General features: G+C 58.8%; 23 protein-coding genes and 2 tRNA genes. 7 read left to right on the top strand and 18 right to left on the bottom strand.

Annotation, left to right across the window (positions count from 1 at the left end):
• Nucleotides 1-63 precede the first annotated feature (63 nt).
• The 7 genes from thiI to VMS83_RS07640 all read right to left on the bottom strand — a co-directional run bounded on the left by thiI (nt 64) and on the right by VMS83_RS07640 (nt 6292).
• Nucleotides 64-1176, bottom strand: coding sequence for a tRNA uracil 4-sulfurtransferase ThiI (gene thiI, locus VMS83_RS07670; RefSeq protein ID WP_325411471.1), 1113 nt, complete (start codon nt 1174-1176; stop codon nt 64-66).
• Nucleotides 1177-1182: 6 nt separating this feature from the next.
• Nucleotides 1183-1491: a DUF1894 domain-containing protein gene (locus VMS83_RS07665; RefSeq protein ID WP_325411469.1), complete on the bottom strand. Its 309-nt coding sequence runs from the start codon at nt 1489-1491 to the stop codon at nt 1183-1185.
• Nucleotides 1470-1952: a DUF1890 domain-containing protein gene (locus VMS83_RS07660; protein ID WP_325411467.1), complete on the bottom strand. Its 483-nt coding sequence runs from the start codon at nt 1950-1952 to the stop codon at nt 1470-1472. Before VMS83_RS07660 ends, VMS83_RS07665 begins: the two co-directional genes overlap by 22 nt.
• A complete protein-coding gene (metX, locus tag VMS83_RS07655; protein ID WP_325411999.1) occupies nt 1949-3424 on the bottom strand; it encodes a homoserine O-acetyltransferase MetX in 1476 nt (491 codons plus the stop codon). Before metX ends, VMS83_RS07660 begins: the two co-directional genes overlap by 4 nt.
• A 9-nt stretch (nt 3425-3433) precedes the next feature.
• A complete protein-coding gene (locus tag VMS83_RS07650; RefSeq protein WP_325411465.1) occupies nt 3434-4729 on the bottom strand; it encodes an O-acetylhomoserine aminocarboxypropyltransferase/cysteine synthase in 1296 nt (431 codons plus the stop codon).
• Nucleotides 4730-4830: 101 nt separating this feature from the next.
• Nucleotides 4831-6195, bottom strand: coding sequence for an O-phospho-L-seryl-tRNA:Cys-tRNA synthase (pscS, locus tag VMS83_RS07645; protein ID WP_325411463.1), 1365 nt, complete (start codon nt 6193-6195; stop codon nt 4831-4833).
• Nucleotides 6196-6220: 25 nt separating this feature from the next.
• A tRNA-Cys gene (locus VMS83_RS07640) sits at nt 6221-6292 on the bottom strand.
• 387 nt (nt 6293-6679) lie between these two features.
• Between VMS83_RS07640 and VMS83_RS07635 the strand changes: the two genes are divergently transcribed.
• Nucleotides 6680-6952: a winged helix-turn-helix transcriptional regulator gene (locus VMS83_RS07635; protein WP_325411997.1), complete on the top strand. Its 273-nt coding sequence runs from the start codon at nt 6680-6682 to the stop codon at nt 6950-6952.
• Between the two features lie 142 nt (nt 6953-7094).
• On the opposite strand, the gene cysS is transcribed toward VMS83_RS07635, so the two are convergent.
• The 3 genes from cysS to VMS83_RS07620 form a co-directional block, all read right to left on the bottom strand.
• Nucleotides 7095-8354, bottom strand: coding sequence for a cysteine--tRNA ligase (cysS, locus tag VMS83_RS07630; RefSeq protein ID WP_325411461.1), 1260 nt, complete (start codon nt 8352-8354; stop codon nt 7095-7097).
• A 22-nt stretch (nt 8355-8376) separates the two neighbouring features.
• Nucleotides 8377-8449, bottom strand: a tRNA-Cys gene (locus VMS83_RS07625).
• 205 nt (nt 8450-8654) lie between these two features.
• Complete coding sequence (locus tag VMS83_RS07620; protein WP_325411459.1) at nt 8655-8882, bottom strand: hypothetical protein; 228 nt, start codon at nt 8880-8882, stop codon at nt 8655-8657.
• A 241-nt stretch (nt 8883-9123) separates the two neighbouring features.
• Between VMS83_RS07620 and cysK the strand changes: the two genes are divergently transcribed.
• The 3 genes from cysK (at nt 9124) to VMS83_RS07605 (ending at nt 12042) form a co-directional block, all read left to right on the top strand.
• Nucleotides 9124-10056, top strand: coding sequence for a cysteine synthase A (gene cysK / locus VMS83_RS07615; RefSeq protein ID WP_325411995.1), 933 nt, complete (start codon nt 9124-9126; stop codon nt 10054-10056).
• 12 nt (nt 10057-10068) lie between these two features.
• Entirely contained in the window at nt 10069-11034 is a 966-nt protein-coding gene (cysE, locus tag VMS83_RS07610; protein ID WP_325411457.1) for a serine O-acetyltransferase, read from the top strand.
• Nucleotides 11035-11190: 156 nt separating this feature from the next.
• Nucleotides 11191-12042 (top strand): UbiA family prenyltransferase, encoded by an 852-nt coding sequence (locus tag VMS83_RS07605; protein WP_325411455.1) that lies wholly within the window; start codon nt 11191-11193, stop codon nt 12040-12042.
• Here VMS83_RS07605 and VMS83_RS07600 read toward each other — a convergent pair.
• Nucleotides 12039-12821, bottom strand: a complete 783-nt coding sequence (locus tag VMS83_RS07600) for a winged helix-turn-helix domain-containing protein (protein ID WP_325411453.1) — start codon at nt 12819-12821, stop codon at nt 12039-12041. The genes VMS83_RS07605 and VMS83_RS07600 overlap by 4 nt on opposite strands.
• A 615-nt stretch (nt 12822-13436) precedes the next feature.
• Here VMS83_RS07600 and VMS83_RS07595 point away from each other — a divergent pair.
• Complete coding sequence (locus tag VMS83_RS07595) at nt 13437-14597, top strand: PAS domain-containing protein (protein ID WP_325411451.1); 1161 nt, start codon at nt 13437-13439, stop codon at nt 14595-14597.
• A 32-nt stretch (nt 14598-14629) separates the two neighbouring features.
• Here the strand turns inward: VMS83_RS07595 and VMS83_RS07590 are convergent, their stop codons facing one another.
• Complete coding sequence (locus tag VMS83_RS07590; protein ID WP_325411449.1) at nt 14630-14971, bottom strand: GlpM family protein; 342 nt, start codon at nt 14969-14971, stop codon at nt 14630-14632.
• Nucleotides 14972-15122: 151 nt separating this feature from the next.
• Between VMS83_RS07590 and VMS83_RS07585 the strand changes: the two genes are divergently transcribed.
• On the top strand, nt 15123-16334 hold the full coding sequence (locus VMS83_RS07585; protein ID WP_325411447.1) for a YcaO-related McrA-glycine thioamidation protein: 1212 nt from the start codon (nt 15123-15125) through the stop codon (nt 16332-16334).
• Nucleotides 16297-16950, top strand: coding sequence for a TfuA-related McrA-glycine thioamidation protein (locus VMS83_RS07580; protein ID WP_325411445.1), 654 nt, complete (start codon nt 16297-16299; stop codon nt 16948-16950). Before VMS83_RS07585 ends, VMS83_RS07580 begins: the two co-directional genes overlap by 38 nt.
• 306 nt (nt 16951-17256) lie before the next feature.
• Here the strand turns inward: VMS83_RS07580 and VMS83_RS07575 are convergent, their stop codons facing one another.
• The 6 genes from VMS83_RS07575 to VMS83_RS07550 all read right to left on the bottom strand — a co-directional run bounded on the left by VMS83_RS07575 (nt 17257) and on the right by VMS83_RS07550 (nt 23128).
• The gene (locus VMS83_RS07575) at nt 17257-17853 is read right to left on the bottom strand and encodes a CDP-alcohol phosphatidyltransferase family protein (RefSeq protein WP_325411443.1); all 597 of its coding nucleotides are present in this window, start codon (nt 17851-17853) and stop codon (nt 17257-17259) included.
• On the bottom strand, nt 17850-18362 hold the full coding sequence (locus VMS83_RS07570) for an adenylate kinase family protein (protein ID WP_325411441.1): 513 nt from the start codon (nt 18360-18362) through the stop codon (nt 17850-17852). The genes VMS83_RS07575 and VMS83_RS07570 overlap by 4 nt, the downstream gene beginning before the upstream one ends.
• Nucleotides 18359-19414 (bottom strand): histidinol-phosphate transaminase, encoded by a 1056-nt coding sequence (gene hisC, locus VMS83_RS07565; protein ID WP_325411439.1) that lies wholly within the window; start codon nt 19412-19414, stop codon nt 18359-18361. Before hisC ends, VMS83_RS07570 begins: the two co-directional genes overlap by 4 nt.
• Nucleotides 19386-20537 carry an acetylornithine/succinylornithine family transaminase gene (locus VMS83_RS07560; protein ID WP_325411437.1) on the bottom strand — a complete coding sequence of 384 codons (1152 nt, stop codon included), beginning with the start codon at nt 20535-20537 and terminating at the stop codon, nt 19386-19388. The genes hisC and VMS83_RS07560 overlap by 29 nt, the downstream gene beginning before the upstream one ends.
• An 80-nt stretch (nt 20538-20617) precedes the next feature.
• Entirely contained in the window at nt 20618-21535 is a 918-nt protein-coding gene (gene guaA, locus VMS83_RS07555; protein WP_325411435.1) for a glutamine-hydrolyzing GMP synthase, read from the bottom strand.
• A gap of 12 nt (nt 21536-21547) precedes the next feature.
• A complete protein-coding gene (locus tag VMS83_RS07550) occupies nt 21548-23128 on the bottom strand; it encodes a CTP synthase (protein ID WP_325411433.1) in 1581 nt (526 codons plus the stop codon).
• Nucleotides 23129-23289 lie beyond the last annotated feature (161 nt).

Raw genomic sequence — 23289 nt, 5'->3', positions numbered from 1 at the left:
TCTTCACATGACAGACATGTCGCGTGTTCTGGGGCTAGAGATACGAGATAACAGAGTTCGCCCTCATACCGGCAGGGACATCGTGGCCGATTCCATCTGCTGCTCGATCTCCCGGATCTCTGCCAGCCGGGCTTTTGTTGACGGGCCCTTGGGCACCGCCCTGCATCCCGTTGTTTTGCTCACGGATTCCTCGTACGTCCCGATCTCCCGGGCGATCGTGATCGCGTCCGCCTTGTCAAACCCGATGAGCGGACGGTAGACCGGGATCGTGGCTGCATCGGAGAGTACGACGAGGTTATCGAGCGTCTGGCTGGCCACCTGCCCGAGCGACTCGCCGGTCACGATGCCCTTGGCCCCCACCTCCCCGGCAACCGCCTGCGCAATCCGGTACATCCGGCGCTTGCAGAAGAGACAGGTGTACTTCTCCTGGTGGTTCTTTACCAGTTCCTTCTTTGCGGCAGCCAGGTACGAATCGGGGATCACCCGGAGCGCAATATCGGGCTGGTACTGCCGCAGGATCTCCACCACCCGCTCTGCCCGGGCAAGCACCGTCTCGTCAAGGAAAGTATCGAGGGCGACAAAGACCGGGACAATGGTGCAGCCCCGCTTCATCATCATGTACGCCGCAACAGGGGAGTCGATCCCGCCCGAGACAAGGGCTACAAGCGTCCCTTCCACCCCGAGCGGAAGGCCACCGGCACCTTTGATCACCGTGTCATACAGGTAGCACTCGTCCTGCCGGATCTCGACATGGATCTCCACCTCGGGGGTGGCGAGGTTGACTTTCAGGTGCGGGAAGGCCCTCCGGACCACATCCCCCAGTTCGATCGCCTTGTCGTTGGAGGAGAAGTCGTGCCTGCCCACCCGCCTGATCCGGAGCGCAAACGTCTTTGCGGCAGCAAGGCCGTGGGCCCTGCCGTACTCGATCACGGCGTCTTCCAGGGCGGCATCGCGGGCCACGTGCTCGACCGGTGAGAACGAGACGATCCCAAAGACATGCTGCAGTTTTACCGGGTCAACCGTGCCGGTCAACCAGATCCGGCCGCGTTCGCTTCTGATCTTCACCCCGGGCTGCTGCTCACGGATGTTATTGATCAGCACGCGTTCCCAGTGCCGGCGCACCGGGTCCGATTTTAAGAAGATCTCCGAATACCGGACCAGCCATTTTGTTGTCATCACATCTCACCTTGTCTTACAGGCCTGTTTTTTCGTCTTTGCCGTTTTCCGGACACGTTCAACTTCTTCTTTTCCCTCGATCCGCAGGAGATAGGTCCCATGGCAGGGTTTGGTATACGGAAACGTGATCTTCGTCTCCTCTTCGATCCCAAGTACGATAGGCGGGAGACCAATGATGTACTCGTCGAAGAGCTTGTACCCCGGCTCCACGTACCAGACTTCAGTATAGTTCTTCTCAACGTACTCCCGGCACTCCTTGAAGGAAGCGCCCAGCGGGAGGATCTTCTCGTACTTCAGGTTCTCGATACAGCCCATCCAAGCACCTTGTTGATCTTTGCCTTGAGCTGCGCCGGGTTGTGCACCGCTTTTTCCGTGATCGTCTCACAGGAAAAGTTGATCTCCGCTGCGAGCGGTTCCGGATCTTTTCCGAAGACGACCACGACAAACCTGCTCTCTGGGAGCAGATGACGCAGTGTCGCCGCGTACGCGATGGCCGCGTCGTTGTGTGCAAAAACGATGCAGAGGGTGCAGTCCCGCGTTCTCTCGATAATTTCCCCGATACATGTCTCCAGTACGAGCGTCTTTGTGATGTACACACCTTTCGGGTCTGATACTTTCAGGAGGCCGAGCACCGAGGGGTTCCCGGTGACGAGCACGTCCGTCCCCCGGTCGCGGAGGCCGGATATTACATAGAGCGCAAGCGCCTGCTGCACCGGCACCTCGGGGCAGCCGAGCACGATGATTGCCTTTTCCGGGGGTGCAACCGGCCCGGTCATGGAATCTGCCTGCCGATGAGCATGCTGATCGCATCGCTCGTGATCAGCCCGATCACGCGACTGTTGGCATTGACGACCGGCAGCGCCGAGATGGAATGGGCTTCCATCTTCCGGGCCGCCTCGTCCACGGGCTCGTTCTCGGTGGTCGTGACCACGTCCCGGCTCATGATCTCGTCGAGCCACAGGAAATTGGATGCCACCGCCTTTGCAATGTCCCACGAGGTCACGATCCCCACGAGCTGGCCGTTGGCAGAAAGAACGGGCAGGTGATTAACGCTGCAGCGGATCATCCGCCGGGCGGTAACCGCGATCGTGGTGCCCTCCTCGATGCACTCGACATTGCGGGTCATCACGTCCCCGACAACCGTGTGGGAGAGGAACCGTGTTATCAGGTAATTGATCTGGCCGGATTCGAGGAGGAAGGCATCGTGGCCGTAGTTGGACCGGATCTCGCAGTAGTGCACCTCGCGCTCGTTTGCGGTGAGCGCTGTCACGATCTCCTGCGACTGGTAGGGCGGGTAGAGCCAGTCCGAGGTCACGGAGATAACAAAGAACGCCGCCTTTGCCGCTGCAAGGCCGGTGGTAAGGGACCCCTCCCGGGTGAGATCGAAGTAGTCGATCGCCTTGGTGATGTAGAGGTACGAGTTCGCGTCGAACCTTTTCGTGAACGTATCCCCCTGGTGGTGGAGGTAGCTCTCGATAGCGAACTCGGTCGAGAAATCAAAGCCCACCTGGTCTTTTCCCTGGAGTGCCCTCCCGAACTTCGTATGCATCGACTCGTCGGAGAGGTATGTGATGTGGCCGACCATCCGGGCGAGGGCGAGGCCGTGGGCAGGCATGTCCCTGCCGTAGTAATTCCCGCCATTCCAGGCAGGATCGGAAAGGATGGCTTTTCTCCCCACTTCGTTGAACGCGATCTGCTGGGGCGTCGAGTACCCGGTCGCGGCGATCACGATCACCTTCTTCATCAGCAACGGGTATGAGACCGCCCACTGGAGCGCCTGCATGCCGCCCATCGATCCCCCGGCAACCGCGTAGAGTTCGGGAATTCCAAGGACATCGAGAAGAAGTTTCTGGGCGTTGACCATGTCACGGATGGTCACCACCGGGAAGGTTGCACCGTAGGGTTTGCCGGTAGCGGGGTTGAAGGAGGAAGGGCCGGTCGAGCCCTTACACCCTCCGAGCACGTTGCTGCAGATCACAAAGTAACGGTCAGTATCAAAGGCCTTGCCCGGCCCGACCACCGCGTCCCACCAGCCGGGTTTTTCGTCCCCTTCGTGGAACCCGGCGATGTGGGCATCGCCCGAGAGGGCGTGGCAGATGAGGATCGCGTTGCTCTTCTCTTTGTTGAGCCTGCCGTAAGTCTCGTAGGCGATGGTCACCCCGGGCAGGACCGCTCCGCTCTCAAGGGTGAAGGGACCGGGGAGGTCTGCGTATCCGGTTGTGACAATGCCAAGCGAACCACGGAGCATACTCATATCCTAGACTTGGGTAAGGGCCTGATTAAGGTCTTCGATGATATCCTCGATGTCCTCGGTGCCGATCGAGAGCCGGACGGCATCCGGGGTGACACCGGTCTTTGCCTGTTCCTCAACGGTAAGCTGCTGGTGGGTCGTGCTTGCCGGGTGGATGACGAGACTCTTTGAGTCGCCGATGTTCGCGAGGTTACTGAAGAGCTTCAGGGAGTCGATAAACTTCCTGCTTGCCGTCTCCCCTCCCCTGATGCCGACGCCGACGATGGGACCAAAGCCGCCGTGGAGGTATTTTTTTGTCAGCTCATGGCTCGGGTGTTCAGGCAGGCCGGGGTAGTTGACCCAGGCAACTTTCGGGTGACCCTTGAGGTACTTCGCAACGGCGAGCGCGTTCTCCGAGTGCCGGGGGACCCGCAGGTGGAGGGTCTCAAGGCCGATGAGGAAGAGCCAGGCATTGAACGGGCTGAGGACCGCCCCGGTATCCCTCATGAGGGAGACCCGGATCTTGAAGACAAAGGCAACGTTCCCGAGGCCCGGGAAGTCCCCGAACGCGTCCCAGTACTTCAGGCCGTGGTAGCCCGGATCGGGTTCGGTGAACTCGGGGAACTTGCCGTTGTTCCAGGCAAATTTGCCCGAGTCTACGATAACCCCACCGATGGAGTTGCCGTGGCCGCCGATGTACTTGGTCGCCGAGTGGACAACGATATCGGCTCCATGGTCAATCGGGCGGACAAGGCCAACACCGGTGGTGTTATCGACAACCAGCGGGATGCCATGTTCGTGGGCGATCTTTGAGATTGCCTCGAAGTCGGGCGTGTCGAGTTTCGGGTTGCCCACGGTCTCGGCATAGATGGCCCGGGTCTTCCCGGTAATTGCCTTTTTGAACTCCTCAGGCCGCGACGAGTCCACGAAGACGATGTGGCGTCCCAGCTTCGGGAACGTGTGGTGGAAGAGCTCGTAGGTGCCCCCGTACAGATTGTCGGCAGAGACAATCTCGTCCCCGGGCCGGGTGAGGTTGAGGAGCGCGTAGGTTATCGCAGCCTGACCGGAGGCTGTCGCTATCGCTCCTGTCCCGCCTTCAATGGCCACCATCCTCTTCTCGAACACATCGGTCGTCGGGTTCATGAGCCGGGTATAGATGTTCCCGAGCTCGCGCAGGCCAAAGAGGTTCGCGGCGTGCTCCGTGTTCTTAAACACGTAGGAGGTGGTCTGGTAAATCGGTACAGTCCGTGACCCGGTCGTCGGGTCCGGTTCCTGCCCTGCGTGGAGGGCGAGGGTTCCAAGATGAATCTTCTTTGCTGACATGGCTGGTTTCTCTGCGGTCTTTTGTACAGGATTTTATCCTGGCATCTTTTTCGGATTTTATCACGGGTTGATTCCTGAGGGGATACCTGAAATATCCGGCGTTATGCTGCAACAGGGATCCCGTATTTTTCTGCGATCCCGGTAAAGGCCTCGGCAAGGTAGTGGACCTGCTTTTCGGACAGGCCGTAGGTGTTCAGTTTCCAGGTCCGGGTTGCCCCGGCAAATTCGCCGACAATCCCGCGGGACGACAGCTCATCACTGAAGTAAAAACCGCGGCGCTTGTGGGTCTGTGCGACCGTGTCAAAGCTTCCAGTGGTGTCGACTTTGGTGAGCGTATGCTTACGCGGGTACTCGGAGAGCACCCGGCTCCCCTCAATTTTCAGGAGCCGGTCGATGAAGAAGTTGGAGCGTTTCACCTCTTCATCCCAGTGGAGCACCCGTTCCTTTACTGCGGGAAACGATGCCATCATCGAGAGCAGCGTCCCGCCCATCAGCGTGCAGCCGAGCATTTCCACTTCCTTGATGCCAAACTTCCGTTTGGTAAGGTCGCCGACCATCGCGGTGGTGCGGAGTGCCTTTGGCACCCATTCATCGGTCATTGCAAGCACCCCGGACGGCGCGACCGATGCCATACTCTTGTGTCCGGAGCCGACGACAAAGTCTGCCCCGATCTTCTTCCCATCAACCGGCCGGACGCCAACCGTGTAGGCCCCGTTGTACAGGAGGGGGATGTCGTACTGGTGTGCGATTTTCCCGATTGCGCTGATCTCGTGCTCGTTTGCGAACTGGTAGTCGAAGTGATCGATCATGACGAGCACCGGGAGTCTTCCGGTCTCAGATTTGACCTCTTCGATCTTCTGTGCCGTTGCCTCGCCTGTCACGATATTTTCATTGTTGAGCGGCACTTCCCTTACAATACCGCCGGCATTTTCCACGGCCAGGAACTCGGTGTAGTGGGCGAGCGCCGAGACGATCACGGAATCGCCCTTGTTCACGAGCGTTCCTGCAACCGCCTGGAACCCCCGGCGTGCACCGGGAACGACCCGGGCCTGGTCCATGTTAACAAACTTCGCAAGGTCCGCATGGAACTCCGCTATACCCGGCCGGGATATCTTGTCCAGCCGGAACGGCTTTCTGCAGGCATCACAAGTCGAGTACCCGTCACCGTAGGAGATGAGTGCCTTCCTCGCCTCCGTGGTCAGCCGGCCCGCGGCCTGGATCGGCTGGATGTTGATGGACTCCTCTTCCCTGGTCCGCAGGTCGATGGAGCCGGCAATCTTTGTGACCTTCGGCGAGCCGGTACCTGCCTCGAGATCGGCAAGGATTGCCTTTGCTTCAGCAATTTTCTGCCGGAACGCTGCCTCTTCCGCAGGGTCAAAGCCGGTGGGCAGGGACTCGCGGAAGAGCCCGCGGATCTCTTCGAGAGCAAAGAGCGCTTCGAATGTTTTCTGGATTCGGATACTCATGGTGTGTCACCTTTTTTATGTGCAGAGCCAGCGCCCGGAATTGAACCGGGGTGTAGTTGATCTGCAGTCAACCGCGTAACCACTCCGCCACACTGGCTTGTTGTATGTATTCACGATTGTGATTTTGACTATACTAGATAACAATCGTGAATATTTATATGTTCTGGCATCGGCAGGATTTTCCTGATCGCATTTTACGTCGGAGACGCATTTTTATGCCCGTTATTTTCATGACTCTGAAGGATATTAAACACGCACTAAATATTCTTGGAGAGGATAATAAGGGTGATCGAATTATCCGTAAAGAAGAGGAGGCAGGCACCTGCCGCATACCACCGGACCGCGGGGGCGTGTTTTTCCCGAAAACCTCCTGGCGCACGAGGCTTATACTGTTTTTACAGGAGTAACCGGTTTTTCGATCCGGTACACCGAAATACTTAACAATTGTGAATTCCTATCAGGTACTGGTGATCCACTATGAGGGATCGTTTTTGTTGTAAACACCAGCGAAAAGAGCAATAAGGGAATCGGGCACCTGCCGCCATCGGCCAAGCTCGTATACAAGGTACTGGAAAACGGAGACCGCCTCACGCAGAAGGATCTCATACGGGAGACTTCGCTGCCGTCGCGGACGGTGAGGTATGCGCTGGGACGGCTCAAGGAAGAGCAGATCGTTGTCGAGCGGTATTATTTCACGGACGCCCGGCAGAGCCTGTACGGGCTGAACGTCCCCCGGGGGGAAGGGATCGCCGTATGATGTCTTCCCGGTACCCGTAAATCTCATGAGCTGGGCCCGGCCCGGGTAACCCTGCCATTTTTCCTGATCCGTTTGTGCGATGCGTGCTCCCCGGGCATTCCCCGGGAAACCGCCAGGTGCTCCCGCAAGGCTGCAGGCATCCTTACAGGGGCGCATCGGTGATAATCATCCCCGCTGCGACCATCCGCTCGCGGATCAGGTCCGCAACCGCGAACTGCTTTTGTGCCCTCAGTTCCGCCCGGATATCCTGCAGGACACTCAAAGGTGCGCTCGTCTCCCGCAGGAAGTTGATCCCGAGGATTTGCCCGTATTCCCTGAGTGCCCCGAGGTCCCCGTTTCCTGCAAGTCTCTGGATCGCCGCAAGGGCTACGGGTGTGTTGAGATCGGATTCCAGAGCCTCCACAAAGGCTCTGCGCCCCTCCGCATCGGCCCCCTTGTCTTTGGTCGCAATGGCCCGGATGTGGTCGAGTCCCTTTGCGGCGTTCGCCAAGCCTTCATCGGTGGCCTGGAGGGGGGACCGGTAATGGGAGAGGAGGATGAAGTACCGCAGGACATTCTTATCCCGGGTCCTGAGCGCATCCCGGATCGTAATGAAGTTCCCGAGTGATTTGGACATCTTCTCGCCTTTCACTGTCAGGAACCCTGTGTGCATCCAGTACCGTACCATCGGGTGCTTCCCCTCAAGGGACTCCATCTGGGCGATCTCGGCCTCGTGATGGGGGAAGATGAGGTCAAGGCCGCCGCCGTGGATATCGTACTGCTGGCCGAAGTACTTCTCGGAGATCGCCGTGTCCTCGATATGCCACCCGGGCCGGCCCCGGCCCCAGGGAGAGTCCCAGGTGTACTCGCCGTACTCCCCGAGTTTCCAGAGCGCAAAATCAAGCGGGTTGTGCTTGGTGGTATCGGAGACCCGGCTGACACGCTGTACACGTTCCTGCCCGGATAGCTCGCCGTTATGGGCAAAGGTATCCACGTTGAAGTAGACACCGGCCTCAGTGATATAGGCGGCACCCCGGTCGACCAGCCGTTGTATCTGCCCTATAATCTCCGGGATGTGGGTCGTGGCCCGGGCATAGTAACTGACCGCATCGATCCCGAGGCTCTGCATGTCCCGGAGGTACTCCGTCTCGAACCTCCGTGCAAGGGTGGACTGGGAGATGCCCTCCTCGCGTGCATGGTTGATGATCTTATCATCCACGTCCGTGATATTCTGGAGATAGAAGACCTCCTTTCCTGTCCAGCGGAGGTACTTTGCCAGTACGTCAAAGACCACATAGGTCCGGGCGTGGCCCAGGTGAGGGTAGTCGTAGACCGTCGGGCCGCAGACGAAGAGAGAGACCCGTTCAGGGTGCAGGGTCTCCAGCGGCTTGACAGATTTCGACAGGGTGCTGTACAGCTTCATGGTATCACTATTCCTTGGGAGACGCCGGCGGGTGGAGTCGAACCCCCAGACATTCGCTTTGCAGGCGAAGGCATTAACCGTTCTGCCACACCGGCCCAATGATCGTTTCTTTGATGCGATACGGTACCCTTGTACTCCCGGACAGGGGGATGGGAGGTAAAAAGGATGGGTTCGGGGAACCGGACAAATCCCCGGAAGCACAGCGGGTGCGTGCGTGTGCTGCATGAGGCGATATTCCCCGTACGGATCCCGGCAACCCTGTGGTACTGCCGTGGATCCAGGGATGGTGAGGACGTGACATCAGGAGCGGTTCTTCAGGGGACACATACCATCGGCCGCAGATCGTCCGCGGATTACGCGGTGTGCAGGTGTCGTCACTTCTGACGTGAGCTCCCTGCAGCGACAATACTGCCCGGAGCTCCGGATACCGCTGAGCCGTACCGCGGGCTTTCCCGGCAGGTTCCCGGCAGTTCCGGGTACGCCCGGGCCGGCCGCGTGTCCAGCGATATTCGCGTGGTGTGTGTTCATGGCTGTTTTCCTGTTCACTGGTGTGAACACTCAAGTATGGTGGGGAAATGCAGATATATCCTGATTTTGCGTCAGGTTTTGCCGCAAATTACCCGTTTTCCCGGCAATAACCTCCCTTGATTGCGGCCCGGGTTGCCGGGAACCAAGGTATAATAACGGGCCCCGGACAATTAACAATTGTGAACTTCCGGGAACCCGACGGTTCGTGAGGGAAAATCCCGGATTCATGAAGGCTAACAGTATGGCAAAAATCTATGATACTATCACGGCAACCATCGGTAACACCCCGCTTGTACGGCTGAACCGCCTTCCCGGCGGTGCCGGTGCAACAGTGCTTGCCAAGCTCGAGTCATTCAACCCGTTGAGCAGTGTCAAGGACCGGATCGGGGTTGCAATGCTTGACGAAGCGGAAAAACGCGGGCTGATCAAAAAGGATACGATCATTCTCGAACCAACGAGCGGCAACACCGGCGTAGCACTTGCATTCGTGAGTGCAGCCCGGGGATACAAGCTGACGCTGGTCATGCCGGAGACCATGAGTGTCGAACGGAGGAGACTGGCAAAAGCATTCGGGGCAGAGCTGGTGCTTACCCCCGGTGCTGAAGGGATGAAGGGGGCAGTTGCCCGGGCCGAGCAGATGGCAGCAGAAAACCCGAAGTATTTTTACATTCCCCAGCAGTTCAACAACCTGGCGAACCCCGCCATTCACCGGAAGACCACTGCAGAAGAGATCTGGCGGGATACGGACGGGAATGTCGATATCCTCGTTGCCGGTGTGGGAACGGGAGGAACGATCACCGGCATCGCAGACGTGATCAAGAAGAAGAAACCCTCGTTTAAGGCAATCGCCGTCGAACCCGATGCATCACCGGTCCTCTCCGGCGGGGCTCCCGGTCCCCACCGGATCCAGGGGATCGGCGCCGGGTTTGTCCCGGCAGTGCTCCGACGCGAGCTCGTGGACGAGATCATCCGTGTCAAAAACGAGGATGCATTCGAAACGACCAGGAGACTCGCAAAAGAGGAGGGGATCCTCGCAGGGATCTCCAGCGGCGCTGCGACGTATGCGGCACTTGCGGTGGCAGCACGCCCGGAGAACGAAGGCAAGACCATTGTCGTTATCCTGCCGGATACCGGTGAACGTTACTTAAGTATCCCTGACCTGTTTGGGGAATAAGTGAGCAAGACCATGTTTTTTGACCGCATCCGGGAAGATATACGGGCCATCTTTTCCCGGGACCCCGCCGCCCGTTCCACGCTTGAGATCCTCGTCTGCTACCCGGGGCTCCACGCCCTCTGGTTCCACCGGAGGGCCCACTGGCTCCATGCCCACAACCTGAAATTCTGGGCCCGGTTTGTCTCCCATATCAGCAGGTTCCTCACGGGAATTGAGATCCATCCCGGTGCCGTGATCGGCAGGCGGGTAGTGATCGACCATGGAATGGGGGTTGTTATCGGCGAGACTGCAGAGGTCGGAAACGACGTCCTTATCTACATGGGAGTGGTGCTGGGCGGAACAGCGCTCGAGAATGTCAAGCGCCACCCGACTATCGAGGACGGCGTGATCATCGGGTCCGGCGCCATCGTCCTTGGCCCGATACGAATTGGCAGGGGGGCAAAAATCGGGGCCGGGTCGGTCGTGGTCCGCTCCGCCCCGCCGGGTGCGACGGTGGTCGGTGTCCCGGGCAGGATCGCCGGCCCGGAGCACGGTTCTGCAGTAGAGACCATCGAAGAAGTCATGCCGGACCCGATGCTCCGGGTGGTGAGCCGGCTTTTGGACCGGCAGAACCAGCTTGAAGCGAGGCTCCGCGCCTTCGAGCAGGCGCAGCCCGGCCCGATCTCTCCTGCAGCCCGGCAGGAGATTGTCTGCGAGAACGAGATCCGTGATGCACTGCGGGAAGTCATTGATCCCGAGGTAGGTATCGATATCGTTGACCTCGGGCTTATCAAGGAGATACGGGTGAAGGGCTCCGGCGTGGAAATTGACATGGTGCTCACCTGCAAGGCATGCCCCCTGTCCGATCACCTCTCCGGGCAGGTACAGCGCAGGGCACTGGGGGTCTGCGGTATTGAGCACGTGACCGTGAACGTGCTTGACGAACCATGGAACTGGGACCGGTTTGTGAAACAGCGGGGAAGCCTTAACCAGGTCTGAACCGTGCCCGGGATCCGGGGTTTTTCCCGGGAAAGACCTGCCGGGTATAACCCCATAAAATCCAGTCAAACATATAATTTTATTTAACATAATTACAACGCGGCTGAAATTTTTTATGCGTTTGTAATAATAGAGCCGGGCAAAATTTTCTCTGGTGTGACATTCTCTGGCAAACCAACCCTGCAGCTCCTCAATTCATCCACCGTAGTCGCGTTGTCGGGGGGGCTCCGCCTGCACATCGCCTTTCTCCTGGCAGGTCTTGCCATCAGGGTCCCGGAGTACTGTGCCCTTGCCCTGATCACCTATGCAACGTACACCCTGGACCGTGCCCTCGACTGCAGGGAAGATGCCATCAACCGGTCCGAACTCTGCGGAGCAGACGGGAGGGTCGGGATTTTTGCCTGTGTCCTCACCTTCATCCTGGGCGCAGTCCTGCTCGCCAGGGATGGGATCTACCTGGCCCCGGTCTTTCCCTTTGTGGTCGGGTACCTCTACACCCATGGGGTCAGGATCGGGACGCATACCTTCAAACTCAAGGCCGGGGCCGGGATAAAAAATATCATCATCGGTATCACGTGGGGTGGGACCATCGCGCTGATTGTGAGCCGCTGGTGCAGTGCCGCTGAGACCGTCCTGATCATCTTCCTCTTTTTTGCCATGAAAGTCTTTGTCACCTCGTGCGTGAACGATTTCAAAGATGTACAGGGCGATCTCGCCGCCGGGATCAGGACCCTGCCGGTCTGCCTGGGCGAGAACCGGACAAAAGAAGTGCTGATCGCGGTGCTCCTCGTGATGCACGGCATTATGGCATACGCGCTGCTCTCCGGGATCATCGGGAATGAATGGCTGGTGCTGCTCTTTGGCCTGCTCCTCTCCATCGCATTTCTGATCGTCTACACCCCGGCGTTCGAGACGAAACCCCAGATCCTCTGCCGGAGACTGAGGGAATGCGTGATCAGCGGGGAGTATGTTTTTTCCCTGGCCCTCCGGGCCTGCATTCCCGTTTAATCCAGGGATTCCACTTTTTCCGACTGTTTCCGGAAGTGCGAGAAGATACGCTCTCCCAACCGGAGGGCCGAAGGATCGCGGCTGATAACATCGTGTTTGGAGTCAAACACGCCATTTGTGTAGAAGAGCGAGATCGAGAAATAGGAATCGCTGACCGCAAACGAGAACTTGAGGTCATCCCTGCTGACAAAGAGGCTGGCATTCTTACACCGGATATACTCTTCGAGCTGTCCGGGATGTTTTTCCCTGACGATCTTGTACACCCCCGGGGTCAGGATCAGCGAAGTCTCCGTACCTTTACTTGCAAGATCCAGGAAAAAGTTAGGGTACCGGGGATGGATCGTGTGGGAGACCCCCTTGAGGGTCTTTGAATGGGAGAGGTTGGAGAGGAACGTGTTGATATCAAAGATCTCCTCATCGGAATTTTCAATGATCCGGTAATTCCCCAGGTCCCGGATATCGAACAGGATCTCCGGGGGAAGGACCTCGAGGTTGTGCTCCTGCCAGAACTTCTTGTGCTTGTCAAAAACCTCCATTGTTCTGATGAGCGGGACCATATGGGCGGTGAGGACCTTTCCCATAGGGGTGAGGGAGAATTTCCTGCCATCACGCTCGATGAGGTGTTCCTCTTCGAGGATCTTGACCTGGGGGAGCATCCCGGTGGAAGTGACCTGGAGCACCTGTTTGATCTCATCCCATTCCTTGGGGCCGCCATTTAAGAGGACCAGGAGGTTCCGTCGTTTATCGGATGCCGAGATGATACTCAGAAGATCGCTCATGTTCCACCGTTCCGGAGTCTTTTTTCTGTGATAGTGTAATATTGCCATCACGTATGAAAAACCCTCCTAAAAATGCTCCCGGCCCAATTCCTGTCCTCCAAGGGGGTGGACGGGTGTGCGAACGGTTTTTGGGAGCCGGAAAGGAGCTGGTATGCAGGGAATCCAGGAAAAAATTCCCTGCCGATCCTGGCAGGATCTCCCGCAGGGCCGGGTACAGGATACGCAGGAACCGCCCGTCGTGGGGAATTACAACGCTGTTAAAAATTTTAACGTCGTTGAAATCCTACCGGCAGGTAATAATATACTCGTCCCCTCCCGATATGCACTGTAATGTCTGATCTCCAGAAACACCAGCGCGTATGATCACAGACCAAGCACACAGGTCCTTCCCTATGGTTTTCCCTCATAAGATGATGCAGGAAGATGGGAAACATATGCCAGTTTTGGATTTCAGACATTTTTTTTGGAACAGGTGCCGGACAGCGAACGCGGTCTCGCGTGCCCCTTTCCCACCAGGTGTGCACGCATCCCCGGCCCTTTTCCAGAGGAACAGTCCGAAGGATCCTATTCCCTTCAGGGCAGAACAGTATGCCGGTACACGACAGATGTGGTGAGATGACCACAATCCTGGAACGCCAGAAAGAAGAGAGCGACAGGATCGCCCCGGCCGTCTCCCCGGGTGCAGATCGGTCACGCGATATCCTGGCCGTCATAGGCACGGTAGTCAGGATGTCTGCAGTCCCCCAGTTCCTGATCGACCGTAACCATATCCTGGTGGCCTGGAACAGGGCGCTGGAAGAACTGACCGGGATCCGGGAGGAGGCCCTGTGCGGGACAACCGGGCACTGGCGGGCATTCTACGGGACACAGCGTCCCTGCCTTGCCGATCTGGTGGTGGATGAGGCACCAACGGAGATCGCCCACCGGTACCAAGACAAATGGACGGAGTCGGAGTGCATTGAAAAGGCCTATGAGGCCATAGACTTCTTCCCCGGCCTGGGAAAGAGCGGGAAATGGCTGCATGTTACCGCGGTGCCCGTCCGGGACAGTACCGGCATGGTTATCGGGACGATCGAAAGTCTTGAGGATCTCACGGAACTCAGGCTGATGGAGCGTGCTCTGTCCCTTTCCAATAAAAAACTCCAGCTCATGAACAGCATTGCCTGGCATGAGATCGAGAACAAGATCACCAGCCTCCGCGGGTATATAGAATTTTCAAAAGAGATCACCCCGCAGGGAGAGTCGGCAAAATGCTTTGAGGCAGAGGAGATGCTGCTCAAAAAGATCCACGATCTGCTGGTATGCACGATGGATTACCAGAAGATCGGCGAAAAGCCCCCGCAATGGATCAAGGTAAAGGAAACGATCCGTGCAGTCCTGTCCGTCACGGAGACCGGGCCACTCACCCTGGAGGGGGATGTCCCGTTGCTGGAGATCTATGCTGACCCGGCTATCGAGCGGATGTTTACCTACCTGGTAAAAAATATCCTCAAAAGCGGGAGACCTGCACCGGTGATCCGGTTGAGCTGTGCCGAAAATCCAGACGGCCTGCTGCTGGTATACGAGGATAACGGTCCCGGGATCCCCCATGCCAGAAAAGAGCGCCTGTTCAGGGAAAAGATCGTAAATTCCACCAATTTTTATACGAAATTTATTCACGATCTCCTGGCATTCTCCGGGATGAGTGTCCGGGAGACCGGGGATCCCGCAACGGGACTGCGCTTCGAGATCCAGGTACCCAGGGGTGCGTACCGGTTTATCCGGCCACAGGGCTGAACCGGGAATACGGTTCCCGCAGGTCTTTGTGGTCAGCCCGCGGCAAGTACCCGGTTCACCAGCAGTACGGCCCCGATCCAAACCGCCAGGGCCCCGCCTAAACTGGGGGTGAGCGGGTACCGGGTCAGGAGCAGGTACAGTACGAGCAGGAAGAGCATGGTCGGGATCACGAACCAGAATGCATCCATCACCAGCTGCTGCGCCGTTGCCTGCCCGGCTTCTGAATACGTAAAGAGGATGGCAAGGGTGGTCGTAATGGGTGCAGCCGCAAGGATCCCCCCGTACTTCGGGTCTGCCTGCTCGGCAAGGAACGTCACCCCTACGATGATGCCACCGCCTAAAAGAAATTTCAGGGCCAGGTAGGAATAATTCATCGTTCACACGATCCTGAGCCGGCAGGGCAGATATACCCGGCGGGGGTCGCGGGGCGTTGCGGACAGATGAACATGTATAAACACGAGCAGCTTGAAATCTCACAAAGAGAAACAGACCTGTCCCGGCCGTACGGGACTACCGGTGACCCCCATGCAGATCGCGTCCTGCAAGAAGACCTACCGTTACGAAACCCAGCGTGCCGTTCCGCTTTCTGAGACCCTCTCCCGCATCGAACCCAAGGTTCCTGCCGCCGGCATCACCCGGGTGGCCGATATCACGAACCTCGACCGGATCGGGATCCCCGTCTTCTCCTGTATCCGGCCGACCGCCGAGGACGGGGCGATCACCGTCTACAACGGCAAGGGGGCGACCGTTGAGGAATCAAAAATCTCGGGGATCATGGAGGGGATCGAGCGGTACTCCTCGGAGATCCATGACCGGAAGATCCGGCTGGACACCTACGAGATGCTCGAAGGGAGGGAGCCGGTGATCAACCCGCAGCACCTGATCCTTCCCGCAGACACCGAGCCCGGCCATGTGCTTCCCTGGGTCGAGGGTTGGGACATCGCAAACGATGCCCCGGTGCTCGTGCCGGCACAGGCCGTCTTCCACCCGCTTCCGCGGAACTTCCGGCAGATCTTCCGCACGTCCACAAACGGCCTTGCCTCGGGGAATACCCCGGAGGAGGCGATCTTCCACGCCCTCTGCGAGGTGATCGAACGGGATGCATGGTCGCTTGTCGAGGCCACCCGGGATACCGGTCCGGCAGTGGTCAAAATCGACGACCCGATGCTCGCGGAAATGCAGAAAAAGTTTGCCGATGCACAGGTCGAGGTGATTGTGCGGGACATCACCAGCGATGTCGGCATTCCCACGATGGCAGCCATAGCAGACGACGTGCTCCTGAAGGATCCCTCGCTTCTGACCATCGGGATCGGCACCCACACGAACGCGAGGATTGCGGTGATGCGGGCGCTCACCGAGGTGGCGCAGAGCCGGCTTACCCAGATCCACGGGGCGCGGGAGGACACGGTGACCGCGGACCTGAGGAAGAAGATGGGCTACGACCGGGTAAAAAGGATCAACGCGTACTGGTTCAAGGACAACGGGACCGTGGACTACGCCTCCCTGCAGTCGTTTGACAGCGACGATTTTGCAAAGGATATCCGGTTTGCCGTAGAGGCCCTCAAAAAACAGGGCCTCTCCCGGGTAATCGTTGTTGACCTGACCCGCGAAGAGATCGGGGTGCCGGTGGTCCGGGTTATCGTCCCGGGCCTCGAGGTGTACGCCATGGACCCGGAGCGGAGGGGGACGCGTCTCAGACATGCCAGGAATCATCGTCTTTCTCGGGCCAAGCCTTGACCGGGCATCGGCGGAGAAGATCCTCGCTGCAGAGTACCGTCCGCCGGCAAAAAGGGGCGATCTCCTCCGTGCGGTTGAAGATGGGGCAAAAACCATTATCCTTATCGACGGGGTCTTCCACCAGGACTCCGCTGTCGCCCACCGGGAGATCCTTGCCGCGGTAAAAAAAGGCGTAATTGTGGTCGGCGCTTCGAGCATGGGGGCGCTCCGGGCAGCCGAGATGCACACGCTGGGCATGACCGGTATCGGGAGAGTCTATGAAATGTACCGTGACGGCAGGCTCGTCTCTGACGATGAGGTGGCGCTTGTCTTTGATCCGGTCTCCGGTTACGCCCTCTCCGAGCCGCTGATCAATATCCGTTGCACGCTGGTGCAGGCAGAGGCAGCAGGCATCATCACGCCGGCAGACCGTGCGGCCCTGCTCGCCGCGGCACGTTCGGTCTTCTACCCGCAGCGCACCTACCCGAAGATCGCAGCCGCTGCGGGAAACCTTCTTGATCCCATGACACGGGAGCGGTTTCTCGCCTTTGCTGCATCAAACCCTGCGGACCAGAAGCGGGAGGACGCAATCGCGGCGTTGGAGTACGTCCGGGAATTAACAGGAAAAGGTGAGTGAAACCGTTGCACCAGGGATATCGCTTCTCACCCCTGGATGCCTGTACTGAAGGAAATAAATTAAACTGGTTGACAAAACGGTTTGAAGAGAACCACGTTAAAATAAGCCGCCTTCCTCTTGCGCCACCAATCCCCCGAGGGGAGCCGGGCGCAGTGCGATGCCTCTGTTATTACCTCTATGGGGGGCATTATCGGGTCCGGGTAATACAGCATTATCGCTCTACAGGGAGAGATGCCCCGGCAGCGGGAGCAAGGATGCAGAGCCGCAAAGAGCGTCAGGGTGCGCCTGAAAAATATCGAAAAAAAGTTACTCCATCTTCCGCCAGACGTACGCAAACCGCTGGAACGCGGTCACGTGGCCGAAGACGCCGAAGAGGAGGAGCAGCCAGCCCAAAAAGTTGAGGCCCCAGACGGTCACCGGGAAGAGGATGTACACGATCCCGACGACCATGATGAGAACCAGCCGGTCGGCCCGGCCCAGTACACCGCCGTAGTACCGGCCCACGCCGACTGCCTGCGCCTGCGTACCCAGGTACGAGGACATCAAAACACCGGTGAGGGCGAGCACCCCGATCGGCCAGGGCACCAGGCCGCTTGCAAAGATGCCGGTGATGATGAAGATATCCGCGTACCGGTCGACCGCGTGGTCCAGGAAATCGCCCCGGAGGCTCTGGCTTTTCATCTCCCGTGCAACCGCCCCGTCCATCGCGTCACAGAACGCATTGACGGCGACCGCAAGGACTGCCCAGAGCTCGAGCCGGAAATAGAAGAGAATACCGGCTACCGCTGATGCAACAAGCGCAGCAATGGTCAGGACGTTGGGCGTAATCCTGCACCGGATGGCAAACCGCACGAGGGGATCGAAGTACACCTTCACGTGCGGACGGTACTGGTCGAGCGTCATGGCAACACCTCTGCATAGGACGACCAGTCAATGGAACCAAACGAGGCCGGGACCTCGCCCCGGTAGAACCTTTCAATGGCATCTGCGCAGGCTCCCGGGTCAAGGCCGGTCGTGTCGAGTTCGAAGACCTCCGAGGGCCCGTAGTGCTCCACGGTCTCGATCAGGCAGACGTCCAGCGCTTCGGCATCCCGGTTCTCCCGGACCTTCTCCGCTGGATACCCGCGAGCGGCAAGCCGGTCGGCGAGCAGATCCGGCCGCAGGCGGAGCACCACCACCCGGTCGCAGGGAAGCAGGTGGGCAAAATGGCCCTCGACAAAACCATCGAACGGGACAAACTCGTCAGCCATCCGGTCAGTGTTGATAATCTGCGTGTCCCGTTCCGGGTCTTTCCCCAGCACGTAGGGAGGAGTAATCTCTGTGATATGGACCACCTTATGCCCGCGTCGGGCGAGCTCGTCGGCAATTGTTGATTTTCCGGTCCCCGGGGTCCCGGTAATACCGTACATCATAGGGAGTTTGCCTCCCGGACAAACCGCTCGTTCTCCCAGTCCTCGCCGATACTCACCCGGATATAATGGTCGGAAAGACCGGTGAAACTCCTGCACGAGCGCACCAGCACGCCCCGTGCAGCCAGTTTCTCCACGACCTCGTCGCCGGTCTGCGGCGCCACGTCAACCATCACAAAGTTGGCATCCGAGGGGAGGACCGGGTACTTCAGTTCTGCGGCAAACCGCTTCCGCCATGTCTTTACCTGCCGGATATAGCGGGACGCATGGTCCGTATCGGACAGCGCTGCCGCTGCCGCCGCTGCCGAAACCGAGTTCACGGTAAAGGGTGTCCCCGCCCGCAGGTAGAACGGCTGGAGCCAGGCCGGGACAAATGCATACCCGATCCGGAGGCCGGCGAGCGAGTGCACCTTCGAGAATGTCCTGCCGATCACGAGGTTCTCGTACTTCTTCATCAGGGGAAGGTAATCGATCCCGGAGAACTCGACATACGCATTGTCGAGGAAAAGGAGACCATTGATCCCGTCGAGCACTCTCCGGACGTCCTCAGCGCTTGTCGCGTTGCCGGTCGGATTGTTCGGGGTGCAGAGCACCACGATCTTTGCGTCCTTTCCTGCCCGGATAAGGGCATCCGTATCAACGGAAAAGTCTGCCCGGCGCGGGACCGGAACAACCTTTGCCCCCTGTGCCTGTGCGGCAAGCCCGTAGAAGGAGAAGGTCGGGGTCGAAACCACAACCGTTTCTCCCGGATCCACGAGAGTCCGCATCAGGGTCTCGATCACCCCGTCCATGCCTACGCCGGCGACAAAGGTATAGTCCCCGTAGTGGGCCCGGAGCGCCGAGACGAGCACGTCCACCCGCTCGTCGGGGTACCGGTTGGCAAAAAGGACGGCCTCCTGCGCCGCCTTTACCGCTGCCGGCGACGGCCCCTCGGGGTTCTCGTTGCTGGCAAGACGGGCGATACGCTCGTTGCCCGCACCGTGTGCAGGGCCGCCCGCCTTCTTTGCGAAAACATACCCGCCCTGCTTATAGCACGACCTTACCAAGCGCTCCATCGATCACCTTCACCGCCCGGTCGATCTCAGCGTCAGAGATCACGAGGGGCGGGACTAACCGGAGGTTCCCGTCTGCGGCGCAGTTCACGATCACGCCGTTCTTTAAGCATTCGGCCTGGACCTCCGGGCACTTTTCCCCGACGGGGATCCCGATCATCAGCCCGCGGACGCGGGGGTGGTACTTCGCAAGCCCTTGCCGGAACCGCTCGCCCTTGCGGGCAACATCCGGAAGGACCTGCTCAAGGACGCCGATCGTTGCAAGCCCTGCTGCGCAGGCCAGGGGACCTCCTGCGAACGTACTGCCGTGTTCGCCTTTCCCGAACTCAAGGCCGTCGCGGGCCACAAGCGCCCCCATGGGAAACCCGCTCGCGATGCCCTTTGCAAGGGTTACGATATCGGCCTGTACCTTCGTGTGCTGGAGGGCAAGCCACGTGCCCGTACGGCCCATCCCGGTCTGGACCTCGTCAACGATCATAAACGTCCCTGTCTTGTCGCAGATCTCCCGGATGCCCTCAAGGAAACTGTCCGGGGGGATGATGACACCGGCCTCGCCCTGGATCGGCTCGACGATCACGGCCGCTGTGTCGCTGTCGACAGCCTTTTTTAAGGCATCGAGATTCCCGTACTCCACAAACGTGGTCGGGAGACCGAGGGGTTCGAAAGGCTCACGGGCGGCTGGCTTGTGGGTCACCGCAAGCGACCCGATCGTCCTGCCGTGGAACCCGTGGGTGAACGCGACAAATTTCCGCTTCTTTGTCCTGACCCGGGCAAGCTTCAGGGCGCCGTCGCTCGCCTCGGCTCCCGAGTTCGAGAAGAACGCCTTTTTCATGCCCGTTATCTCTGTGATCCTCTTTGCCATCTCGCCCTGGTGGGGGACGTAGTAGAGGTTGGAGCAGTGGATGAGCTCGTGTGCCTGTTCGCAGATCGCTTTTACCACTGCCGGGTGGCAGTGCCCGGTGCTGCAGACGGCAATACCCGCCACGCAGTCAATGTACTCCTTCCCGTTCCCGTCCCAGACGATCGAGCCTTTGCCGCGGACGATCGCCATGTTCCGCGAAAAGGCAGGCATAAAGTACTGGTCATCAAGCGCCTTGTACTGGGCTGTTATATCGGTATTTTTCATGGATATCACGTGATCTGATGCTGGTGTCCTTTTACTCTATAATTTCAGGTCCTGTTCGTTCCGCTTTTTAGCGGTTATTATTACTCGTACTCGATGGTCGCCGGTGGCTTCGGGGTGATATCGTAGACCACCCGGGCAACACTCGGGATCTCTGCGGTGATTCTCGACCCGATTCTCACCAGATCGGCAAACGGGATATCGAGGGGGTCGGCAGTCATCCCGTCCCGGGAGTTCACGGCCCGGACTGCAACGATCCAGCCGTGGATCCGGTTGTCTCCCTTGACCCCGGTCCCGAGGCCGATGAGCGCTGCAAAGCACTGCCACGGGCGGTACTGCTCCACGATCTCTGCCTCAGCGATCCAGTTGGCCTCCCGGATCACCGCGACCTTCTCTTTCGTGACTTCGCCGAGGATCCGCACGGCAAGGCCCGGGCCGGGGAAGGGCATCCGGTGCTGGATCTCCCTGGGCAGCCCGAGCGCTCCTGCCACATCCCGTACCTCATCCTTGTAGAGGTCGCGGATCGGTTCGATCACCTTCTTAAATGCCGTCTCAAGCGGCATGCCCCCGACGTTGTGGTGGCTTTTTATGCCCCCTTCGCTCTCGATCCGGTCCGGGTAGATGGTGCCCTGTAAGAGGCAGGTCGCTCCCGACTTCATTGCTTCCCGCTCGAAGACCCGGACGAACCGCTCCCCGATCGCCTTGCGCTTCTTCTCGGGATCCGTGATGCCGGCAAGCGCCGCGATAAACTCATCACCCGCGTCGACCACCTGGAGGCGGATGTTCCCGAAGATGGTCTTTATCCTTTCCGTCTCTCCCTTCCGCATCAGGCCGGTATCGATATAGATCGGGATGAGCCTGTCACCGATCGCCTTTGCTGCAAGTGCGGCGCAGACCGAGCTGTCCACACCTCCCGAGAGTGCCATCACAACCTTCTCGTTCCCTGCATCTTTTTTGATCTCCTCGATCGCCTGCGGGATGAACTTCTCAATTTTTACCATGGTGCTGCCTGCCTATTGTGTCCGCTTGTTTGCCCGGCATGCCTCGACGAATCCAAGGTATGGCGGTGATGGCCGGGTGGGCCGGGATTTGAATTCAGGGTGGAACTGGGTCGCAAAGTAGTACGGGTGGCCGGGGAGTTCCAGGCACTCCATCCGGTTCCTGTTGGTTGCCGAGAAGACCAGTCCCTCCTTCTCCAGTTTCTGGATGTAGTGGGGGTTTACTTCGTACCGGTGGCGGTGGCGTTCAACGATCTGCTGCTGGCCGTAGAGCTTCATGGCAAGCGTGCCGTCCCTGATATCCGAGGTATAATCCCCCAGCCGCATGGTCCCGCCAAGTTCGGTCACGCTCTCCTGTTCGGGGAGAAGCGCAATCACGTGCGAGCCCTCGCCGAACTCCTCGCTCGTTGCGTCAGCGATCCCGCACTTGTTCCGGGCAAACTCAATCGTTGCGAGCTGGAATCCGAGGCAGAGGCCCAGAAACGGCACCTTGTTCTCCCGCGCAAACCGGATCGCCTCGATCTTCCCTTCGATGCCCCGCTTCCCGAACCCGCCGGGGATGAGTATGCCATCGTAGTCCTTGAGCGAGCAGCGTTCGTACCGCTCTGCATCAAGCCACGCGATCTTTATCTCGGTCGAGAGGGCACGGCCGGCATGCTTGAGCGCCTCCTTGATGCTGATATAGACATCCTCGATACCGTACTTGCTCACGATCGCAACGGTGACCCGGTTGGTATATTCCTTGGTTACGAGACGGTACCAGGAAGGGTCCGTCTCTTTCTTCTCAAGGCCGAGGATGGAGGAGAGGACATCGGCGATGCCTTCTTTCTCCATCTCCATGGGCACCTCGTACGTATCGCGTGCCGTAGCGGCCGAGATAACCGCGCTGATGGGGAGGTCGCAGAAAGCCGAGATCTTGCGCTTGGTGTTAGCGCCAATCACCCGCTCGCTCCTGCCGACGATAACATCTGCATGGAGCCCGAGCTCCCGGAGTGCCTTGACCGAGTGCTGCGTGGGCTTGGTCTTTAAATCCCCCATCGCATCCTCCGGAATGAGCGTCACATGGATCAGGACGTAATCGTGGGGAGGAAGATCCCCCCGCATCTGGCGGACGGCCTCTAAGAACGGCATGCTCTCGATATCACCGACAGTGCCGCCCACTTCCACCAGGCAGACATCTGCTTTGGTACCGTCAGGGAAATCCTCTTCGGCCGCCTGCCGGATGCAGGTCTTGATCTGGTCGGTGATATGGGGGATGATCTGGACGGTCTCACCCAGGAAATCGCCCCGGCGTTCCTTCTCGATCACCGTGCGGTACACTTTACCGGTAGTGATATTGTGCGAGGCGGTCAGCTCGATATCGAGGAACCGCTCGTAGTTACCGAGGTCAAGGTCGACCTCGCTACCGTCCTTTAAGACAAAGACCTCGCCATGCTGGGCCGGGTTCATCGTGCCGGCGTCGATATTCAGGTACGGGTCGATCTTGACCGCTGTAACCCGGTACCCCCGGTTTTTCAGGATCCGCCCGACCGAAGCAGCCGTGATCCCTTTTCCCAAGCCGCTCATGACACCGCCGGTGATAAAAATATACTTCACGTGATCTCCCCGATTGCTTTACCATTTGAGCCGCATTCCCTATTATTATTATCTTAACGACGGGATAGAACCGCCCTGAAACAGTTCAGTCCCGGATACATTTCTAACGACTGTTTTATAAGTCCCTGAAAATAGTATGCTGTATGCATGCCGGGAGCCTT

Source organism: Methanoregula sp., assembly GCF_035543475.1.
In the GTDB taxonomy this organism is placed as follows: Archaea; Halobacteriota; Methanomicrobia; order Methanomicrobiales; family Methanospirillaceae; genus Methanoregula.
This window is presented reverse-complemented; position numbering and strand designations above follow the sequence as displayed.

What these genes read in the sequence shown, in the direction of transcription:
- thiI (WP_325411471.1), bottom strand. Translation starts at nt 1,176, where the DNA reads ATGACAACAAAATGGCTGGTCCGGTATTCGGAGATCTTCTTAAAATCG.
- VMS83_RS07665 (WP_325411469.1), bottom strand. Translation starts at nt 1,491, where the DNA reads ATGGGCTGTATCGAGAACCTGAAGTACGAGAAGATCCTCCCGCTGGGC.
- VMS83_RS07660 (WP_325411467.1), bottom strand. Translation starts at nt 1,952, where the DNA reads ATGACCGGGCCGGTTGCACCCCCGGAAAAGGCAATCATCGTGCTCGGC.
- metX (WP_325411999.1), bottom strand. Translation starts at nt 3,424, where the DNA reads ATGCTCCGTGGTTCGCTTGGCATTGTCACAACCGGATACGCAGACCTC.
- VMS83_RS07650 (WP_325411465.1), bottom strand. Translation starts at nt 4,729, where the DNA reads ATGTCAGCAAAGAAGATTCATCTTGGAACCCTCGCCCTCCACGCAGGG.
- pscS (WP_325411463.1), bottom strand. Translation starts at nt 6,195, where the DNA reads ATGAGTATCCGAATCCAGAAAACATTCGAAGCGCTCTTTGCTCTCGAA.
- cysS (WP_325411461.1), bottom strand. Translation starts at nt 8,354, where the DNA reads ATGAAGCTGTACAGCACCCTGTCGAAATCTGTCAAGCCGCTGGAGACC.
- VMS83_RS07620 (WP_325411459.1), bottom strand. Translation starts at nt 8,882, where the DNA reads ATGAACACACACCACGCGAATATCGCTGGACACGCGGCCGGCCCGGGC.
- cysK (WP_325411995.1), top strand. Translation starts at nt 9,124, where the DNA reads ATGGCAAAAATCTATGATACTATCACGGCAACCATCGGTAACACCCCG.
- cysE (WP_325411457.1), top strand. Translation starts at nt 10,069, where the DNA reads ATGTTTTTTGACCGCATCCGGGAAGATATACGGGCCATCTTTTCCCGG.
- VMS83_RS07600 (WP_325411453.1), bottom strand. Translation starts at nt 12,821, where the DNA reads ATGAGCGATCTTCTGAGTATCATCTCGGCATCCGATAAACGACGGAAC.
- VMS83_RS07595 (WP_325411451.1), top strand. Translation starts at nt 13,437, where the DNA reads ATGACCACAATCCTGGAACGCCAGAAAGAAGAGAGCGACAGGATCGCC.
- VMS83_RS07590 (WP_325411449.1), bottom strand. Translation starts at nt 14,971, where the DNA reads ATGAATTATTCCTACCTGGCCCTGAAATTTCTTTTAGGCGGTGGCATC.
- VMS83_RS07585 (WP_325411447.1), top strand. Translation starts at nt 15,123, where the DNA reads ATGCAGATCGCGTCCTGCAAGAAGACCTACCGTTACGAAACCCAGCGT.
- VMS83_RS07580 (WP_325411445.1), top strand. Translation starts at nt 16,297, where the DNA reads ATGCCAGGAATCATCGTCTTTCTCGGGCCAAGCCTTGACCGGGCATCG.
- VMS83_RS07575 (WP_325411443.1), bottom strand. Translation starts at nt 17,853, where the DNA reads ATGACGCTCGACCAGTACCGTCCGCACGTGAAGGTGTACTTCGATCCC.
- VMS83_RS07570 (WP_325411441.1), bottom strand. Translation starts at nt 18,362, where the DNA reads ATGATGTACGGTATTACCGGGACCCCGGGGACCGGAAAATCAACAATT.
- hisC (WP_325411439.1), bottom strand. Translation starts at nt 19,414, where the DNA reads ATGGAGCGCTTGGTAAGGTCGTGCTATAAGCAGGGCGGGTATGTTTTC.
- VMS83_RS07560 (WP_325411437.1), bottom strand. Translation starts at nt 20,537, where the DNA reads ATGAAAAATACCGATATAACAGCCCAGTACAAGGCGCTTGATGACCAG.
- guaA (WP_325411435.1), bottom strand. Translation starts at nt 21,535, where the DNA reads ATGGTAAAAATTGAGAAGTTCATCCCGCAGGCGATCGAGGAGATCAAA.